Raw genomic sequence first — 15,971 nt, forward strand, 5'->3', positions numbered from 1 at the left:
TACAAAGGACATTTGGACAGTCAATGAAAATACTTACGCCAACAAAATATGCGCTGCTTTCGTTCATACTTCTACTAACTAGCTGCAAGGAGACGATCCTTCACAACCTAGACGAGCGCGAAGCAAACAAAGTAACGCTTGCGCTTGCCCAGGTCGGAATTGAGGCTAATAAACGCGTATCGCCCACAGGATGGGAAGTGGAGGTCGATAGAGCTAAATCCACTACTGCGTTACAGACAATTGAGGAGCACCGCCTCTTTAAACCATTATCCGATACGCAAACGCGACATTCTCAAAGTCTAATGCCTAGCAGAGAGGAGCGTTCGCACTTTTTCGAGCGCCAGCTTGCATCAAATCTCGAATACACCCTAGAGCGCCTGCCAAATGTATTAGAGGCACACGTGCACTTGCAGATATCTTCTGCGCCTAGATTCTCATTGGCATCGGGGCAACGCATTCAGTCTGCTAGCGTGCTCTTAATCTCTAAGACTGATAACGCTGTAGATATAGCCAAAGTTCAGAAACTGATTTCTGGAGCCACCGGTAGCGATGATAAGTCGGTCGTGGTTCTCGTCACAACAGCCGAATCATATACTGGGTCTGCCACTTCCTCGCTCGCTCTACCACAAACTCCCCAAGCGGGCGGCATAAAAGCCATAGCGGACAATTATTACCTTCTAATCCTTGCTGCCCTACTCCTCGTCTCTGCGGTCGGCACCGTAGCTTTCTTTCATCTTAAGAAGACAAGACGCCTAGCCGCCAGAGAATCGACCAATGGCGCGAAATCACCTCTACTACGAGAGGAGGAATTCTTTAACAGCGAGACAGCAGCCGCAATGCTTCGCCCCTACTCGCCATCGTCCAATGGTCACAATACAAACAACAACATAACAACGGGAGGATTTTAAAATGATATGCAAAACACTACAGATAAGTTGCTCAAAACGCTGCGAACTTCTAATGGCACTCTCATATGTCCTAGCTCCAAACAGCATTCTGCCAATCGCTTACAAACTGGCCCCAAATAAGGATAACTCGGCCGTTACTATCGCGCGCGCATTGACCAAGTTGCCGCGCTCGGCAGCAACGCGCTTAGCCAAGGCAACAATAGCAGGTGAGGATTATTTAGCGTGACACATAATATTCCTGACATTAAGTCTTTAGCACCCGCTACATCGCCAATAGAGTTGTTTGAGGTCCTCACTATAGAGAAAGCCCCTAGCAAACGCCTGTCGCCCAACAAGTCCCATAATCTATTGTGCACCACCCCAGTGCAGCGCGCCATTTCTTCATTCCTAAAAAAGATTCAGCGCAGCTTGGCTAGTGACATAAATATCCAGATAGCTTTATCAATCCATAGCAACTACGCAACGCACATTTTTAGATGTGGCGATTCCGTTTCCTCTGCTAGCTCCTTCCTCCTTGTGCGCCTAAGCCTTTTTCAGGAGCCACTACTGCTTGTTCTACCAATCCCCTTAGCCCATCATTTAGCAGCACTGCTATTAACAACTGCGCCGCATCTAGCAGAGATTAACGACATTACGGCGGAGGCTGCAATGTGCTTTATATTGGCTAAGGTAATAGCCGAAAGCGACATTCTCCAACACCAGCACCTACTTATTGATTCGAGCGCAATAGCGCACGTTAACGATATTGAGAGCACATCTGAAAATCTTACGGAACATTTATTTCTGTCGATAAACGCCATAATTGACGGTTCCAAGCAATATACCATCGATATTGGATTGCCACCTACTGTTATAGCTCGCATTGCCGCTGCTACATCTAGCAACTGCAAGCATGACGTTTATTTAGAACTTCTATCAAAACTATTGGCCACTAACACTCTTTTTAAGGATAACGAGCAATGACCGATACACTGACACCTATTACACCAATGCCTACGCCACGCCCTACTAGACACGAATGTTCCGAGGAAGCGCCTGCGACTACTTCCCAGCAGACACTAGAGCAGTCGGTGAGCGTTTCTATAACAGTTGGTGCCTGCGAGTTGTCTATTCAAGATTTAATCTCGCTAAGTACCGGACAGTACCTGGGATTCCAATTTAATCCCCTTAAGCAGCTTACTCTCTCGATTCAGGACGAGCCAATTGCCACCGCTCGTCTCGTTTCCCTAGCAGACGGAGCACTTGCGCTCGAAATTCTTGGGACGACGACGACTATCTCAGCGAAAAGCGAAAGCATCGTTACAAACAATGACTTTTTGGTGAACATTGACGCGAACTGCGGCGATAATATTGGCAGGTCAACTAACATTTAGTTAGTAGGAATCATTAGTTATTAGACATTAACTTTGGAGAATTAGTTTTATGAGCGATTTAAAATCAACTTTTTCGATCGGCGACCTTGCTGGCGCGGCTGCCTCAGTAGCCCGCTATTTGCCGCAACCAGCGAGCGCTGGTGTGGGACTGTTTAAAGACGTCATGACATCTGCGAAGCAGTTTGCATCAGATTTTATTGGTGGCGTTGAAAACGTCCCTACAGGCGACTTTGCCGAACTAATCGAGCTACAAATCGAGGCTCAAATGGAAATGCAGACTACCACAATGGTCTCAAACATAGAGCGCTCAAAGCACGAATCGAAAATGGCAGCTATTCGCAATATTAGGGTAGGTTAGTTAATTTATTTGAGGTAGAAAAAAATGAGTGCAATAAGTTCAAGTTCAGCGAATTCGGGGAACATAAGCAAAGCAGACGCCGCGTGGCTAAAAAATGCTGAACGCGTAATGCTCGATTTGAATTCGTCTACAGAAGACATAATGAAAGTGGCAAACGCTACTGAAGGCAAGTATGGAAATACGACGGCTTTGGGGGACCTAGTGGCCAAGAGGGCAAACCTCGCAACTATGGTAAGCAATATCATTCGCGCCTTAGCCGACACTATGCAGAACATAATTCGAAACATTCGCTAGTAGAGGATCGCTTCAATTTATGGCCACTCTTACAACTAAAGCTGAAACAAGGGATTTACTCCTACCATTAGCAGTTGTCGCGGTTGTTGGGTTGATGATATTGCCCTTGCCAGCCTTTCTTCTCGATACCTTGCTAATGTGCAACATTGCTTTTGCGCTATGTCTGCTCATTAGCTCGGTATACCTATCCGAGTCGGAGGAGTTTTCGTCGCTCCCTATGATGTTGCTTCTAGCTACTCTGTTTCGGCTAGGTCTAAACATTTCGACGACTCGACAGCTCCTTAGTAGCGGAGAGCCGCCCGAGATCGTTGCGGCCTTTGGCAACTTTGTCGTGGGTGGCAATTTGGCAGTGGGAGTGGTTATTTTCTCAATTATTACCGTCGTTCAGTTCCTGGTCATTTCTAAGGGCGCTGAGCGCATTGCCGAAGTTGCAGCGCGGTTTACGCTCGATGCCATGCCGGGAAAGCAAATGGCCATCGACGCGGACGTGCGCGCGGGAATTATCGGACTAGGAGAAGCTAAGGAGAAGCGCAAGGCGCTCCATAGGGAGTCAAAGCTGTTTGGCGCTCTTGATGGCGCGATGAAGTTTGTTAAGGGAGATGCCATCGCCGGCCTGCTAATAACAATCATTAATATTACAGCTGGCGTCGTAGTTGGGGTTACCCAGCAGGGTTTAGACTTAGGAACGGCTTTTCGCAAATTTACGCTATTTACCGTGGGCGATGGTTTAGTATCCCAGGTGCCGGCCTTGCTGGTGGCGGTAGCGGCTGGAATCGTAGTCACCCGGGTGGAGAACAAAGACCGCGGTTTTATCGGCCGTGAGATGTTTGCACAACTGGGCAGAGAGCCGCAGGCGTTGGGGACTTGCGCTGGCGTGATGTTGATTCTTGCGTTCGTACCGGGCATGCCTACAGTGCCATTTTTGGGAGCGTCGATTTTATTTTTTCTTATTGCAAAAAAGGGAGTGCTGGAGCGCGCACAGGCGGCTAAGGAAGATGTCGATTCTACCTTTCAACCAAAGATCTTTTCGCCGCTGGTCCTTAGACTTAGCCTCGATGCGGCTCGCGTGTTGCAGCAGGAGGCGCACTTGCCACAGCTGATTAAGCAACTGAGATCAAAGACATTCGATACGCGAGGCGTGACCATTAGTGCGGTTGAGTTTGACATCGACGACTCACTGGTTGACATACAGGCAAGCATTTTCGTTCACGGAGTCGCCATGGAAAAGATCTCTTTCGCAAACGAAGGCAACTCAGGCGGCGATAAGGCTAATGGTTCAGCATCTATGAATGGCTTTAGTGCTAGAATTGCAGATTCATTGGGCCGCCTAGTGGAGAAAAACTTACTAGAGTTCATCGATGATACGCACACTAGAATATTGTTGGAGGCTCACCAGGCGACAGCTGAAGATTTGATTAATAGCGTCGTGCCTAAACTCATTAGCATTACTGGCTTAACGACACTTTTTAGGCAGCTATTACTAGAAAACGTAAGCATAAGAGATATGCGCCGAATCTTGCAGGCAATAAGCGAGTATAATCTAAACCAAAAGGCTTCTGCAACGAATCAGCCGTCGTCATCGCCACAAATGCAGCTTTCTGCATCGCTTAGTCAAAACAGTCGATTTCCACATGAAATGTGTGCCCTGTTGGCCCACGTCCGGGAGGCATTAGGTCGGACGATTTCTGCCGATATTACACACGGAAGCTCAACGCTTGAAGCCTTTGTATTGTCACCAGAACTCGACTACTTGTTTGCCAAGCTCAGCATTCTCAACTTGCCTCCTGAGCCGGATTTTGCTGACAGGATTACCTCAATTATTAGAGGCCTTAGAGAAAGAGATCCGGAGCTATTCGTCGTTCTCACCTCTCGCTCGGCCAGACTGCCGTTTTCTCAGCTCATGGCAGGCTACATGCCAGATATGCGCGTAATATCCGTGAGTGAGCTGTCAGCAGATATTAAACTTACGCATCCCATTTACGTTGAAGTTGAAGGCTTAAGCTTAAACGGCAAAGCCCCTAGTGAGTTTTCGGAAACTACCAACATGCCAAATGCCGCAGCTTTCTCAATGCCCTCTATGGAGACCCATTAAAAATGATTGCTAAAACGTTGACTAAACTCATTTCAATCGCAATATCGGCTCAATTGCTCCTAGCAAGTGGATGTGCAACTTACGAATTCTCGCGTTCCCTATCTCCAAACCAAGAGGCCATGCTAAACCGAAAGTTAATTTCCATAATGAATCAAGTAACTCGCCATTTAGATAGTGACTCTACGAGCGCATTTGACAGTGCGCGTGCCCTGCTCAGTTTGGCCGAATCGCTTTCCCCGGACGATCCGCGGGTAGCAGATGGTTTTGGCTGCCTTGCCTGGAGAGAAAATGATTTCGATTTGGCTGAGGAGTATTTCAAGAAAGCTGTTTCACTCGATAGCAACTACGACCGAGGCTATGCTCATTTAGCACTTGTGGCGATGCAAAATGGCGATCGCGAGGCCGCGAAAAAATTGTTTGAGATTGCTCTATACCTAAATCCACTGAACTATCGAGCGCGAAATAACTTTGCTGGCCTTCTGATTGAAGGCGGCGAGACTAAGGAAGCTTACGAGGAATTGTTAAAGGCTCAGGGAAGCGGTGCAACAGACGAATGGGAAATACAAAATAACCTGCATCTCACCACGACTACTGCAAAAGAGACTCATGTAAACGAGTTGTCGAAAGACTGACTAATATACTAGGAGAGGTAAAGCATGTCAGCTACAGCCGACGAGAACTATTTTATGCTTGTTCGCTAATTCAATCATTTTTTCTTTTTCCATCATTAGGGTCTTTCTCGCTTCTATAGCTAAAACATTGGCCTTAACCTTAACCATGGTCTCTAATGTTTTACACCCCACTGTTGGTATATCAAAGCGCATGTCCTGTGTTGATTTAGCAAATTTTACGACCACAACTCCAGGTCCGCCCAATTCTCCACCGCGAGTTATCGCTGCATCGCTACCCTCTACCGCCTCAACGGCAACGACTACACCATCTTTTACAACCACCAATTGCCCTATATGCTCAGCGCTCATAGCGCGCAATGCTGACACACCTACCTCAATGTCAGCACGCTGAGTAGCTGTTGGCTTACACCTACCCAGAACGCCTTCAGCCGCAAAGGAATCTTCCATAAAAGTAGCACAACTTATTACCTCAATTCCTTCCTTTTCAAGCTCTTCAGCAATACCTCGCATAATCAGGTCATCCTTGGTAGAGCGAATCCTAGCAAGTAACTGAATACCTCTCACGTCGAGCTTGACTCCCTTAAACAAGCTAATTCGACTGATCCCACCAGCCATAGCCACCCTCTCTACTCCAAAGGAAAGAAAAGAGGATATTAACTTGCCCAACTGACCTACTTTAATCCACACCGCCTCATCCACGAGCGATTCAATAGCCTTATCCGTTTCGCCGATGTGACAAACTGCAAACACTTTACAAGCATTGCGCTTGGCACCGCGAACAAACTCCAGCGGAAAGGCTCCGTTTCCAGCAATTACTCCAATTATTCGCTCAGGTGTTTTAGTGGTGTGCAAATCGTTCTCTCCGAACTTTGGATAAACTCTATCAAAGGTCGAATCCGAAGATGGCCACTGAGCTCAGGTGGCAAGTTGTTAATTTTTTCTTCCAATCTGCCCATTTTAGAAAAGAGGTGGCGATATACTTTCTTAATTATCAATATCTCATCCTCCGATACACCACCTCGCCTAAGTCCAACTATGTTAACACCTCTTAAGTGACAACGATCTCCCTGCCCTATGCAATATGGCGGCAAATCGTGCGCCAACATTGAACCTGCACCAGCTATTGCCATATCGCCAATGCGACAAAACTGATGCACGCCAACCATCCCACCAAGCACTATTCTATTTCCAATCGAAACGTGCCCTGCCAGCGCAACTCCGTTAGACAAGATGTTATTGTTCCCAACGCTACAATCGTGCGCAACGTGAGAACCAACCAAAAACACATTGTCGTCCCCAATTACAGTCCGCATGTGCCCGCCTTGGGTACCTGGATTTAATGTAACATGCTCGCGAATAATATTTCGCGAGCCCATCTCCAGCGTCGAACTTTCTCCCTTGTACTTTAAATCTTGCGGTGCTGAACCAATTGACGCAAACTGAAAAATCACGTTCTCTTCGCCAAGCGTGGTATGCCCTTCGATAACCACGTGCGATCGAATTTCGCACCCCTCGCCAATGATAACATTAGGGCCAATAGTGCTATAGGCTCCGACTGTTACTGAGGTAGCTAGCCTAGCTTGCGAATCAACTATCGCAGTTGGATGAATGTTAGCTCTCATCGTTACCTATAAAAAAAACGCAAAACAACTTATCAGTTTACTTCTGTTGCCTTTAAAATCGCGTCTGCAACAACTTGATCGCCAACTCGCGCAATCGCTCGCATCTTCCAATGAACGAGCTTTCTTCTCGGAGACGAGCACTCTAACGTAATGACGTCACCGGGAACTACGGGCTTTCTAAACCGAGCCGATTCCACACCGGAAAAAACTATCAATTTCTCCGCCGAAGCTCCGCCAGTGCTAATTTTAACAAAAATAGCTCCCACCTGAGCCAAGGCTTCCAGTATCAAAACCCCTGGCATTAGTGGCCTCCCCGGAAAATGACCTTCAAAAAATGGCTCATTTACCGATACATTCTTCACCCCAACAATTTTTACGCCATCGACAAACTCTATTATCCTATCGACAAATAAGAATGGATACCTATGAGGTATAATGCGCTGAATGTCATTAACTTCTAAAGGGATTTTAATATCTGTAGTCACTTAGATTTTCCTCGCCTACAAATTTCTACCGCATTAAGTAATAACGCTTTCTTGGTGGCACTGCGCCACAAACACTACTTACTGGGTTTTGTCGAACTGCTGAATAACTTTATCGGTAATGTCAATTTTGTTATCTGCGTAAAGCACTGCTTGCGAACTTTTTTCAAGAATAATAGTAAAGCCGTCGCGACGACCAACCTCGTCTACTACAGCATGTAGCTTTTTTAATAAATCGCCAACGACCTTAATATTCTCTCGGCGAAGAGATTCTTGCGAATCTTCAAATAGGCGCTTTAGATCCTTTTCCACAACAATGAGTTTTTCTTCTTTCTCGGTTCTAGCGAGCTCGTTCAGACTAGCCTTCTGCTTCCCAAAATCTTCCCTCATGCGGGAAAACTCTTGCTTTTTCTTGTCCAGTTCCGACTGTACCGATTTAACCTTCTGCTCATACTCTTTCTGGGCTTTCTTCCCCTCAATGGAAGAACTGAGCGCTCTTTGCATATCCACAAACCCAACCACCATCGCCTCCTTCTCGGCAAGAGCATTGCTAACCCCAAGGGTTAATAATAAGAAGATTACCAACAAAACGCTAAGACCATAAAGACGAGAAAGAAAAGACATAATCACCTCACATTACTTTGCATCAAGAACAAGAGCTGCAATTAATTTAAAAAGAACACATACTATAATTAACTCAAGATTACAACAACACACAGCGCCTAAGCCGCATCGGTATCAATATCAATAACTACAATTTTATTTACAGTGGCGCGCCAAAGGAAAACAAAGTTACCACTGAATCTTCCCCTTCTTTTCTTTCTAAAGGATAGCCAATCTCCACTCTTATTGGCCCCAAGGGTGAATTCCACCTAACTCCCCATCCTACCGCTTGGCGCAGATCTGCAAATTCAATATTTTCATCATCATCAAAAGCATTGCCTATGTCGTAAAAAGCTACACCCTTTAGCCCCATGGCAGAAAATATTGGAAAAATGAGTTCAAAATTGGCAACTAGTTCTTTATTGCCACCAAATTCGTTTCCATTTGCATCTTTCGGGCCAAGCTCTCGAGATTTAAAACCTCGAACCGAGTTAATGCCTCCAGGGAAGAATCGTCGAAACAACGGAAATGTTTCGCCATCAAAAGTATCACCATACCCAAAATCAACTCGCTGAGAGAAGACAAAATCACCAAATGCCGGTCTCCAGATGGGTCTATAAATGGTGTTTGACAGTTCCGCTAACCAAAACTCCTCCGAGCCACCTAAGCCAGCCAATGAAACGCTTACTAACTGCCGAGAGCCAGTTAGTGGACTTAGCGGATTATCGATAGTGTTGCGCACTAATCTCGGCGTAATGCTCGAAGACGTACTAACGCCTTTTTCGTTTTGTATGAGCTCAGGCGCATCTTCGCTGATATTATCGATGTCGATTTCTAACAACTCATAACGCAACGAAAACCTGACATCATCGACATTCTCTGGCCCAAAAAACATCAGTGGATAACCCGCCGTTAGCGATCCTCCTCGTTGCTTTCGGTCAAAATCGTCAAATTCCCTCTCTGTAGACAGCAAATCGATACCGCCTGACCAGTAAGAATCGTTTATCCTGGGATTCGTAAAAGAAAACACATAATTTTCGTTTATCGTTCCCACGTTTACGTCAGTTACAATCGAATTGCCTTGCCCAAAAAGGTTATTTTCGGACACGCGAACATTAAAGATAAAACCTTCATCTGAGCTAATTCCTGCTCCCGCGCTAAATGTTCCCGTAGCTGCCTCGCGCACTGCGAGGAGTAGATCCACGCGCTCCTTTTCCTTAGATGGTTGTGGCGTGATGCTGACTTCCTCGAAAAAACCCAGCCTATTTAGCAGCTCCTGACTACGCCTAATCTTTGAACTAGAAAATAGATCCGTTTCCTGGATTTTTAACGACCGCCTAATAACATTGTCAGTAGTCTTGCTGTTACCGCTAATGTTAATGCGATCGACGTAGGCTAATTTGCCCCGGCTAATTTCAAAAACAACATCGACTTCGCGACTTGTCCTATCCAAACTCGTTGCTGGCTCAACGTTAGCAAATGCATATCCGACATCAGTAAATTTATCTAAAATATGGAATGTGCTTTGGCGAATTGTATCGATATTAAAAGTGTCGCCCCTTTTTACCTGGACTCCTTCCAAGGTTTTCTCAGTATCGCCATTGACGAGGTCGCCCTTTACTCCAATATTTCTCAAACTAAATATTGGTCCCTCCTCGATCTTAAAGGTGAGGACAAGGCCATCATCTACTTCCTTAATCTCAGGCTCACCTACCCTAACATCCGCATAGCCCTTTGTAAGGTAGTACCGAGAGATCAATTGAACGTCGTTAGTAAGTTGATCGGCTTTTACGACACCCGAACCGGTAAGCCAAGAGCTCCACCACTTATACTTACGCGTCATCACTACGCCTTTCAATTCGGAATCAGTTATCTCATCATTTCCTTCAAAAAAAATCTTTCGGAGCTTCTTTTTTTCGCCCTCGTCCACTACGAAAGTTAGATCCACCTGGTTATTTTCAACAGACGTAATTGAATAATCTATGCTCGTATCATAGAAGCCCAAACTCTGATAATAGAGTTTAAGTTGCTCAATTCCAGCCTTTATCTTTTTCTTATCTAAAAACCGAGCAGCAGAAATCTCGAGCTTTTCTTTTAAAACTTCCTCGCTTAGCTCTTCATTGCCCTTTAAGAAAACTTGCCTGAGCGCTGGTCTTTCCACTACGCTAAAAGTCAATACGCCATCTTGACCTCGAACGCGCAAACCCGCAACGACCTTCTCAAAGAAACCAGTCTTGTAAATTTGCTTAATATCAGCATCTATTGCTGCCTTGTCGAGCTTCTTGCCGACTAAGGTTGATAACTGATCCCTAATCGTCTCTTCGCTTACTCGTTCATTTCCTCTTATCTTGATCTCAGAAATCACGTCCCGCTCCTCTGCTACAGCATCTACGCCACAACAAAAAAGCAATACAGTTATCCAAATCAATCTCTTCACAGTACTTTCTCAACCAATTTACCAGCTGTTAGTTCCACAACTCTTCCCATGGATTTTGCCAACTCTAACGAGTGCGTAACAACAATTAAAGTCATTTTTACTTCTTCCTGAATGGCAAGAAGCAACTCCTGAACTTCTTTAGCAGTACGAGTATCGAGATTGCCCGTCGGCTCGTCTGCAAGAACTACCCCAGGTTTAGAACTCAAGGCTCGCGCAATAGCAACCCTCTGCTGCTCTCCTCCAGAAAGAGCTGCTGGTCTGTGCTTCAAGCGAGCCTCCAATCCAACTCTTTTTAGCAAAATTTCAGCTCTTTCCATAGCGTCGACACGCCTTTCCCCTTGCAATATTAGTGGCATGGCAACATTTTCCTGGGCATCAAACTCTTGCAACAAATAGTGAAACTGAAACACAAACCCTATATATCTACCGCGAAACGCCGAAAGAGCCGCGTCATCCAAACACTTTTCAGTGACGCACTTGCTGCCGATAAATACCTCTCCCGATGTGGGCTTTTCAAGGGTACCTAGTATTTGCAACAAAGTCGTTTTACCTGCCCCGGACTCCCCTACAAGCGCAAGGCTTGTTCCAGATTCAACCTCTAACGAAAGATCTGCAAATACTTCTATCATTCGACCTGCGTCATTAAACCGCTTGGCGATATTTCTAGCCTCAACTCTCATGCGACTACTCGTACCTCAGAGCCTCAACGGGATCCAGTTTAGCAGCGCGCCTAGCAGGATATACCCCAGCAAGCGATGTAATGATTAGAGAGGAAATTGCCACTATAATAAAATTTATTGGCTGCATCTCCACCGGAACCGTATCAAGAGAAAATACCGAGCGATCGATTTCAAATCCATAGCTCCTTAAAGCCAAGCACCCAAACACACCCAGAATAGTTCCCAAAAAAGTGCCGCTTGTTCCTATAAGGGCGCCCTGTATAAAAAAAATCTTCATTATAGAATCTGCACTGGCGCCCATGGACTTAAAAACAGCAATATCCTTTCCCTTCTCCATAACCACCATCACTAAAGTGCTAACAATAGAGAAACTGGCAACGAGGATTAACAATAATAGCACGATAAAATACACGCGCTTTTCCAAGCGTATTGCCTCCCATAGAGGCTTATTTGGCTCCGTCCAGTCAGTGGCATAATAGCCATCATCCAGCGCCTGCAAAGCATTCGCGAGATTATCGGCGATAGCAGTTGCCTCAAATATATTTTTAACAACTACTTCCAAACCAGTTACGCCTTTCTCAAACTTAAAAAACGACTGCGCTGCTTCTAAAGAGGTATAGGCCATGCCACTTTCGTATTCCACTAAGCCCGAACTATAAGTTCCTACCACTACGAACCTGCGCTGCTTGGGGATTAGCCCTTGAGGTGAAGACATCAAAGTGGGCGCAAAAAGGCTTACGATTGAACCATTTTCTAATCCCATAGAGCGAGCAAGTTCTCGACCGATAATCAGAGGAGAAAGTTTAATTAAATCCTTTTGCCCGTCCGGTCGCAGAATTTCAACTTCGGCAGGAGAGAACAAACTAGACATCGTTGTTCCGGCTTCTAAGTATTGCTCCAATTTCTCTTTAGCTAGAGGTTCATCCGCAATGCCTTTAATAATAAGTCCTCGAGCGCCGCCAGAAACGGTAAGCATAGCCTGATTGTAGGTATAGGGGAAAACGCCCTTTATTCCATTTTGGCGAACTACCAAGTCAGAGACTTCTTTCCACTGCTCCACATTCCCCCCAAACTTGCGAATCACCACATGAGCATTAGCGCCAATAAGCTTAGCCCTCAGCTCATTCTCAAAACCAGTCATAACCGACAACACAATGTCGAGAACCATCACGCTGATTGCGACGCTTAAAATAGAAACTACAGCGATAATCGAAACAAAGACTTCTTTTCGCTTACTTCGCAAATAGCGAAAAGCGATAAATAGTTCAACGGATAGGATCATCTAGGTTAAGGGTCGCATCTGAGGGAAAAGAATTACATCGCGTATACTCGTTGCACCAACAAGAATCATTACTAGCCGATCTATGCCGATACCTTCTCCGGCAGTCGGAGGCATGCCATATTCTAAAGCCGTGACAAAATCTTCGTCCATATCCATAGCCTCTTCATCCCCCTGCATCTTTGCCTTGAGCTGATCTTCTAATCGCCGATGCTGCTCAAAAGGATCATTTAACTCGCTAAACGCATTAGCTAGCTCCATGCCCGCTACTATTAACTCAAACCGATCCACGAAACGACCATCATCCGCAGATGCCCTAGACAATGGCGAAATCGAGAGTGGATGTTTAGTGATAAAAGTAGGCGAAACTATGCGCTCCTCAATACAAACATCAAACACTTCATAAACGGCTCTGCCGTAATCATCAAGAGAATCAATGCCATCAAATCCCAACACTTTAGCCGCTCTCTTTATCCCATCTAGCGACTCAAGAGAAATACTAGAATCTATATTGCCAAACTCCCTAATAGCTTCGACCATAGTAATGCGCTTCCAAGGAGGTGTGAAATCCAACTCCCTATCTTTGTAGTTTATCTTTAACCCGCCGGTTACTTCTTGGCAGAGTTTAACGATGAGCTCTTCAGTCAGATCCATTAAGGAATTATAAGTCGCATATGCCTGATAGAACTCCAAGATAGTAAATTCGGGATTATGTTCAGTGGACATTCCTTCATTGCGAAAAACTCTTCCCATCTCATAAACGCGCTCAAAGCCACCTACAAGCAAGCGCTTTAGGTGCAACTCAGGAGCAATCCTAAGATACAAATCGAGCGACAACGAATTGTGATGAGTCAAAAAGGGTTTAGCAGCAGCCCCACTCGCGACGGAATGCATCATCGGGGTCTCCACTTCTAAATACTCTCGAGAATTAAAAAATTCGCGAATAAGACCGAGAATTTTAGCTCGAGCCAAAAAGACGTCACGGCTTTGCTTGTTAACGATTAGATCGACATAGCGCTTTCGATATCGAGTTTCTACATCTGTCAATCCGTGCCATTTTTCTGGCAATGGATGCAAACACTTAACCAACAACCTATACTTTTCCGCATGCAAGGAAGGTTCGTTTGTCTTGGTGCGAAAGGCATAACCAGTAACTTCTATGATGTCGCCGAGGTCGAGAGATTTAAAACGCTCAAATGCCGCCTCTCCCAAATCATCGCGCTTAACATACACCTGAATCTGCCCATGGCGATCCTGAACGTGACAAAACGCCGCCTTACCCATCAATCTAATAGTCATTAATCGACCGGCAAGCGTTACTCGCTTGCGGTCGGCCTCATCCAATTCTACCTCTGCATCGACGTTACCCCTAACGCGCTCGCTAGTAGCTGTCACCACTACGTCATTCGGAAACGGATCGCCGTGCTGTCGCAACTCGCTAAGCTTCTCAATGCGAACCAACTCCTGTTCACTTCTAGTGTTAGACATCATTTGGCCAAGAAAAAATTGATAGTTCCACCGAGCTCCATAGCGGCTTTAGCAACCGACCACTAACAACTAATATTAATAGCGATAGTGCTGCGGCTTATAGGGACCGTCTATGCTGACGCCCAGATAGCCCGCCTGCTTTGGATTTAACTTAGTTAGCTTAACCCCTAACTTTGGCAAATGCAATCGAGCGACTTTCTCATCGAGCTCCTTTGGCAGCATGTGCACGCCAACTGAATACTCGCTGTTTCTAGTCCACAACGCAATCTGTGCTAGCACTTGATTCGTAAACGAATTTGACATCACAAAGCTCGGATGTCCGGTCGCACAGCCCAAATTGACTAGCCTCCCGCGCGCCAACACTATTAAGGAATTGCCATTTGGTAAAATAAACTGATCGACTTGCGGCTTAATGTTTATTTCGCGCACTCCCGGATTGCTCTCTAACCAGGCAATATCTATCTCTGAATCGAAGTGGCCAATGTTACATAGTATCGCCTCATTCTTCATCTGCAAGAAATGTTCGGCAGTAATAACGTCGCAGCAGCCAGTAGCAGTAACGAAAATATCGCCTCTCACCGCTGCTTCCTCCATCGTTACAACCTCAAATCCATTCATTGCTGCCTGCAAGGCACAAATTGGATCTATTTCAGTAACCAGCACGCGTGCGCCGAAGCCCTGCATGGATTCGGCACAACCCTTCCCCACATCTCCATAGCCCGCAATGACAACCACTTTACCAGCTACCATGATATCCGTAGCTCTCTTTATCCCATCTGCTAGAGATTCTCTGCAGCCGTACAAATTGTCGAACTTAGATTTAGTTACGGAATCATTCACATTAATTGCTGGCGCCCTTAGCTTACCCTCGGCATGCATAGTATACAGGCGATTAACTCCAGTGGTAGTTTCTTCACTAATTCCAACCACTTCTTTTATCATTTCCGGATAACAGTCGTGAACGAGTTTAGTTAAATCTCCGCCGTCATCTAAAATCATATTGAGAACTTTGCCATCAGAAAAGCGCAGTGTCTGTTCTATGCACCACTCGTACTCTTCTTCGGTCTCACCCTTCCATGCAAAAACAGGGATACCGCGCTCGGCAATAGCCGCAGCAGCGTGATCTTGAGTTGAAAAAATATTGCAACTAGACCACCTCACCTCTGCACCAAGTTCTATTAGCGTCTCAATCAAAACAGCAGTTTGAACCGTCATGTGCAGGCAACCAGCAATCCTAGCCCCGCTTAACGGCTTAGACTTGCCAAACTCTTCCCTAAGAGCCATCAAGCCAGGCATTTCGTTTTCAGCTAACCTAATTTCTTTTCTACCCCACTCTGCTAACTTCAAATCCGCAACTTTAAAATCTTCTTTCATTATAATCTCACTTTGATGCGCCAGAACCTAACAGACAAAAATCCTGGCGAAAAAATAATTTCGTCTCCTATGAGCCGGCAAAACTAAACTAAGCAATAATTTCTTATCTTTGTTTGGTAAAATTTAGCTTTGCAAGACCGCGTTATTCTTAATCTAAGCAACCGGCAGTCTACAAGAGAAAATATAGACAAACAAGTAGACCAAAAAAACAATGTGAATGCTGGGGGGGGATGTATTTCAACGCTCCCTATCTCATAAAAAAGATTGCCAATCTTATTACTTAGAAACTAATACTTTAGCATTTGATGAGGTGTTATGAACTTTCTCGCAAAAACTCGCCTTCTGCCCT

17 protein-coding genes are annotated in these 15,971 nt (G+C 45.5%); 8 read left to right on the forward strand and 9 right to left on the reverse strand.

Annotated elements, in window-relative coordinates; all coding sequences use genetic code 11:
• Positions 1 to 23 precede the first annotated feature (23 nt).
• From IT291_06565 to IT291_06600, 8 genes are read left to right on the forward strand one after another with little or no spacing between them, the layout of a single operon-like run.
• Positions 24 to 908: a hypothetical protein gene (locus IT291_06565; GenBank protein MCC6220884.1), complete on the forward strand. Its 885-nt coding sequence runs from the start codon at positions 24 to 26 to the stop codon at positions 906 to 908.
• Between the two features lies 1 nt (position 909).
• Complete coding sequence (locus IT291_06570; protein ID MCC6220885.1) at positions 910 to 1,134, forward strand: hypothetical protein; 225 nt, start codon at positions 910 to 912, stop codon at positions 1,132 to 1,134.
• The gene (locus tag IT291_06575; protein MCC6220886.1) at positions 1,131 to 1,871 is read left to right on the forward strand and encodes a hypothetical protein; all 741 of its coding nucleotides are present in this window, start codon (positions 1,131 to 1,133) and stop codon (positions 1,869 to 1,871) included. The genes IT291_06570 and IT291_06575 overlap by 4 nt, the downstream gene beginning before the upstream one ends.
• Positions 1,868 to 2,281 carry a FliM/FliN family flagellar motor switch protein gene (locus IT291_06580; GenBank protein ID MCC6220887.1) on the forward strand — a complete coding sequence of 138 codons (414 nt, stop codon included), beginning with the start codon at positions 1,868 to 1,870 and terminating at the stop codon, positions 2,279 to 2,281. The genes IT291_06575 and IT291_06580 overlap by 4 nt, the downstream gene beginning before the upstream one ends.
• Before the next feature lie 49 nt (positions 2,282 to 2,330).
• Entirely contained in the window at positions 2,331 to 2,639 is a 309-nt protein-coding gene (locus tag IT291_06585) for a hypothetical protein (GenBank protein MCC6220888.1), read from the forward strand.
• 24 nt (positions 2,640 to 2,663) lie between these two features.
• Entirely contained in the window at positions 2,664 to 2,933 is a 270-nt protein-coding gene (locus IT291_06590) for a hypothetical protein (protein ID MCC6220889.1), read from the forward strand.
• A gap of 19 nt (positions 2,934 to 2,952) precedes the next feature.
• The gene (locus IT291_06595) at positions 2,953 to 5,025 is read left to right on the forward strand and encodes an FHIPEP family type III secretion protein (GenBank protein ID MCC6220890.1); all 2,073 of its coding nucleotides are present in this window, start codon (positions 2,953 to 2,955) and stop codon (positions 5,023 to 5,025) included.
• A 2-nt stretch (positions 5,026 to 5,027) separates the two neighbouring features.
• Positions 5,028 to 5,657, forward strand: a complete 630-nt coding sequence (locus IT291_06600; protein ID MCC6220891.1) for a hypothetical protein — start codon at positions 5,028 to 5,030, stop codon at positions 5,655 to 5,657.
• A 27-nt stretch (positions 5,658 to 5,684) separates the two neighbouring features.
• Here IT291_06600 and lpxI read toward each other — a convergent pair whose 3' ends face one another.
• The 9 genes from lpxI to IT291_06645 form a co-directional block, all read right to left on the reverse strand.
• Positions 5,685 to 6,509 carry a UDP-2,3-diacylglucosamine diphosphatase LpxI gene (gene lpxI / locus IT291_06605; GenBank protein ID MCC6220892.1) on the reverse strand — a complete coding sequence of 275 codons (825 nt, stop codon included), beginning with the start codon at positions 6,507 to 6,509 and terminating at the stop codon, positions 5,685 to 5,687.
• Positions 6,479 to 7,279: an acyl-ACP--UDP-N-acetylglucosamine O-acyltransferase gene (lpxA, locus tag IT291_06610; GenBank protein ID MCC6220893.1), complete on the reverse strand. Its 801-nt coding sequence runs from the start codon at positions 7,277 to 7,279 to the stop codon at positions 6,479 to 6,481. The genes lpxI and lpxA overlap by 31 nt, the downstream gene beginning before the upstream one ends.
• A gap of 32 nt (positions 7,280 to 7,311) precedes the next feature.
• Positions 7,312 to 7,764 carry a 3-hydroxyacyl-ACP dehydratase FabZ gene (gene fabZ, locus IT291_06615; protein ID MCC6220894.1) on the reverse strand — a complete coding sequence of 151 codons (453 nt, stop codon included), beginning with the start codon at positions 7,762 to 7,764 and terminating at the stop codon, positions 7,312 to 7,314.
• Positions 7,765 to 7,842: 78 nt separating this feature from the next.
• Complete coding sequence (locus IT291_06620) at positions 7,843 to 8,385, reverse strand: OmpH family outer membrane protein (GenBank protein MCC6220895.1); 543 nt, start codon at positions 8,383 to 8,385, stop codon at positions 7,843 to 7,845.
• Between the two features lie 139 nt (positions 8,386 to 8,524).
• On the reverse strand, positions 8,525 to 10,801 hold the full coding sequence (bamA, locus tag IT291_06625) for an outer membrane protein assembly factor BamA (GenBank protein ID MCC6220896.1): 2,277 nt from the start codon (positions 10,799 to 10,801) through the stop codon (positions 8,525 to 8,527).
• Positions 10,798 to 11,481 carry an ABC transporter ATP-binding protein gene (locus IT291_06630; GenBank protein MCC6220897.1) on the reverse strand — a complete coding sequence of 228 codons (684 nt, stop codon included), beginning with the start codon at positions 11,479 to 11,481 and terminating at the stop codon, positions 10,798 to 10,800. The genes bamA and IT291_06630 overlap by 4 nt, the downstream gene beginning before the upstream one ends.
• 4 nt (positions 11,482 to 11,485) lie before the next feature.
• Positions 11,486 to 12,763, reverse strand: coding sequence for an ABC transporter permease (locus IT291_06635; GenBank protein ID MCC6220898.1), 1,278 nt, complete (start codon positions 12,761 to 12,763; stop codon positions 11,486 to 11,488).
• Positions 12,764 to 14,248, reverse strand: a complete 1,485-nt coding sequence (lysS, locus tag IT291_06640; protein MCC6220899.1) for a lysine--tRNA ligase — start codon at positions 14,246 to 14,248, stop codon at positions 12,764 to 12,766. It lies immediately after the preceding gene.
• 75 nt (positions 14,249 to 14,323) lie between these two features.
• Positions 14,324 to 15,622: an adenosylhomocysteinase gene (locus tag IT291_06645; GenBank protein ID MCC6220900.1), complete on the reverse strand. Its 1,299-nt coding sequence runs from the start codon at positions 15,620 to 15,622 to the stop codon at positions 14,324 to 14,326.
• Positions 15,623 to 15,971 lie beyond the last annotated feature (349 nt).

Source organism: Deltaproteobacteria bacterium (assembly GCA_020845775.1).
Taxonomy (GTDB): Bacteria; Bdellovibrionota_C; UBA2361; order SZUA-149; family JADLFC01; genus JADLFC01.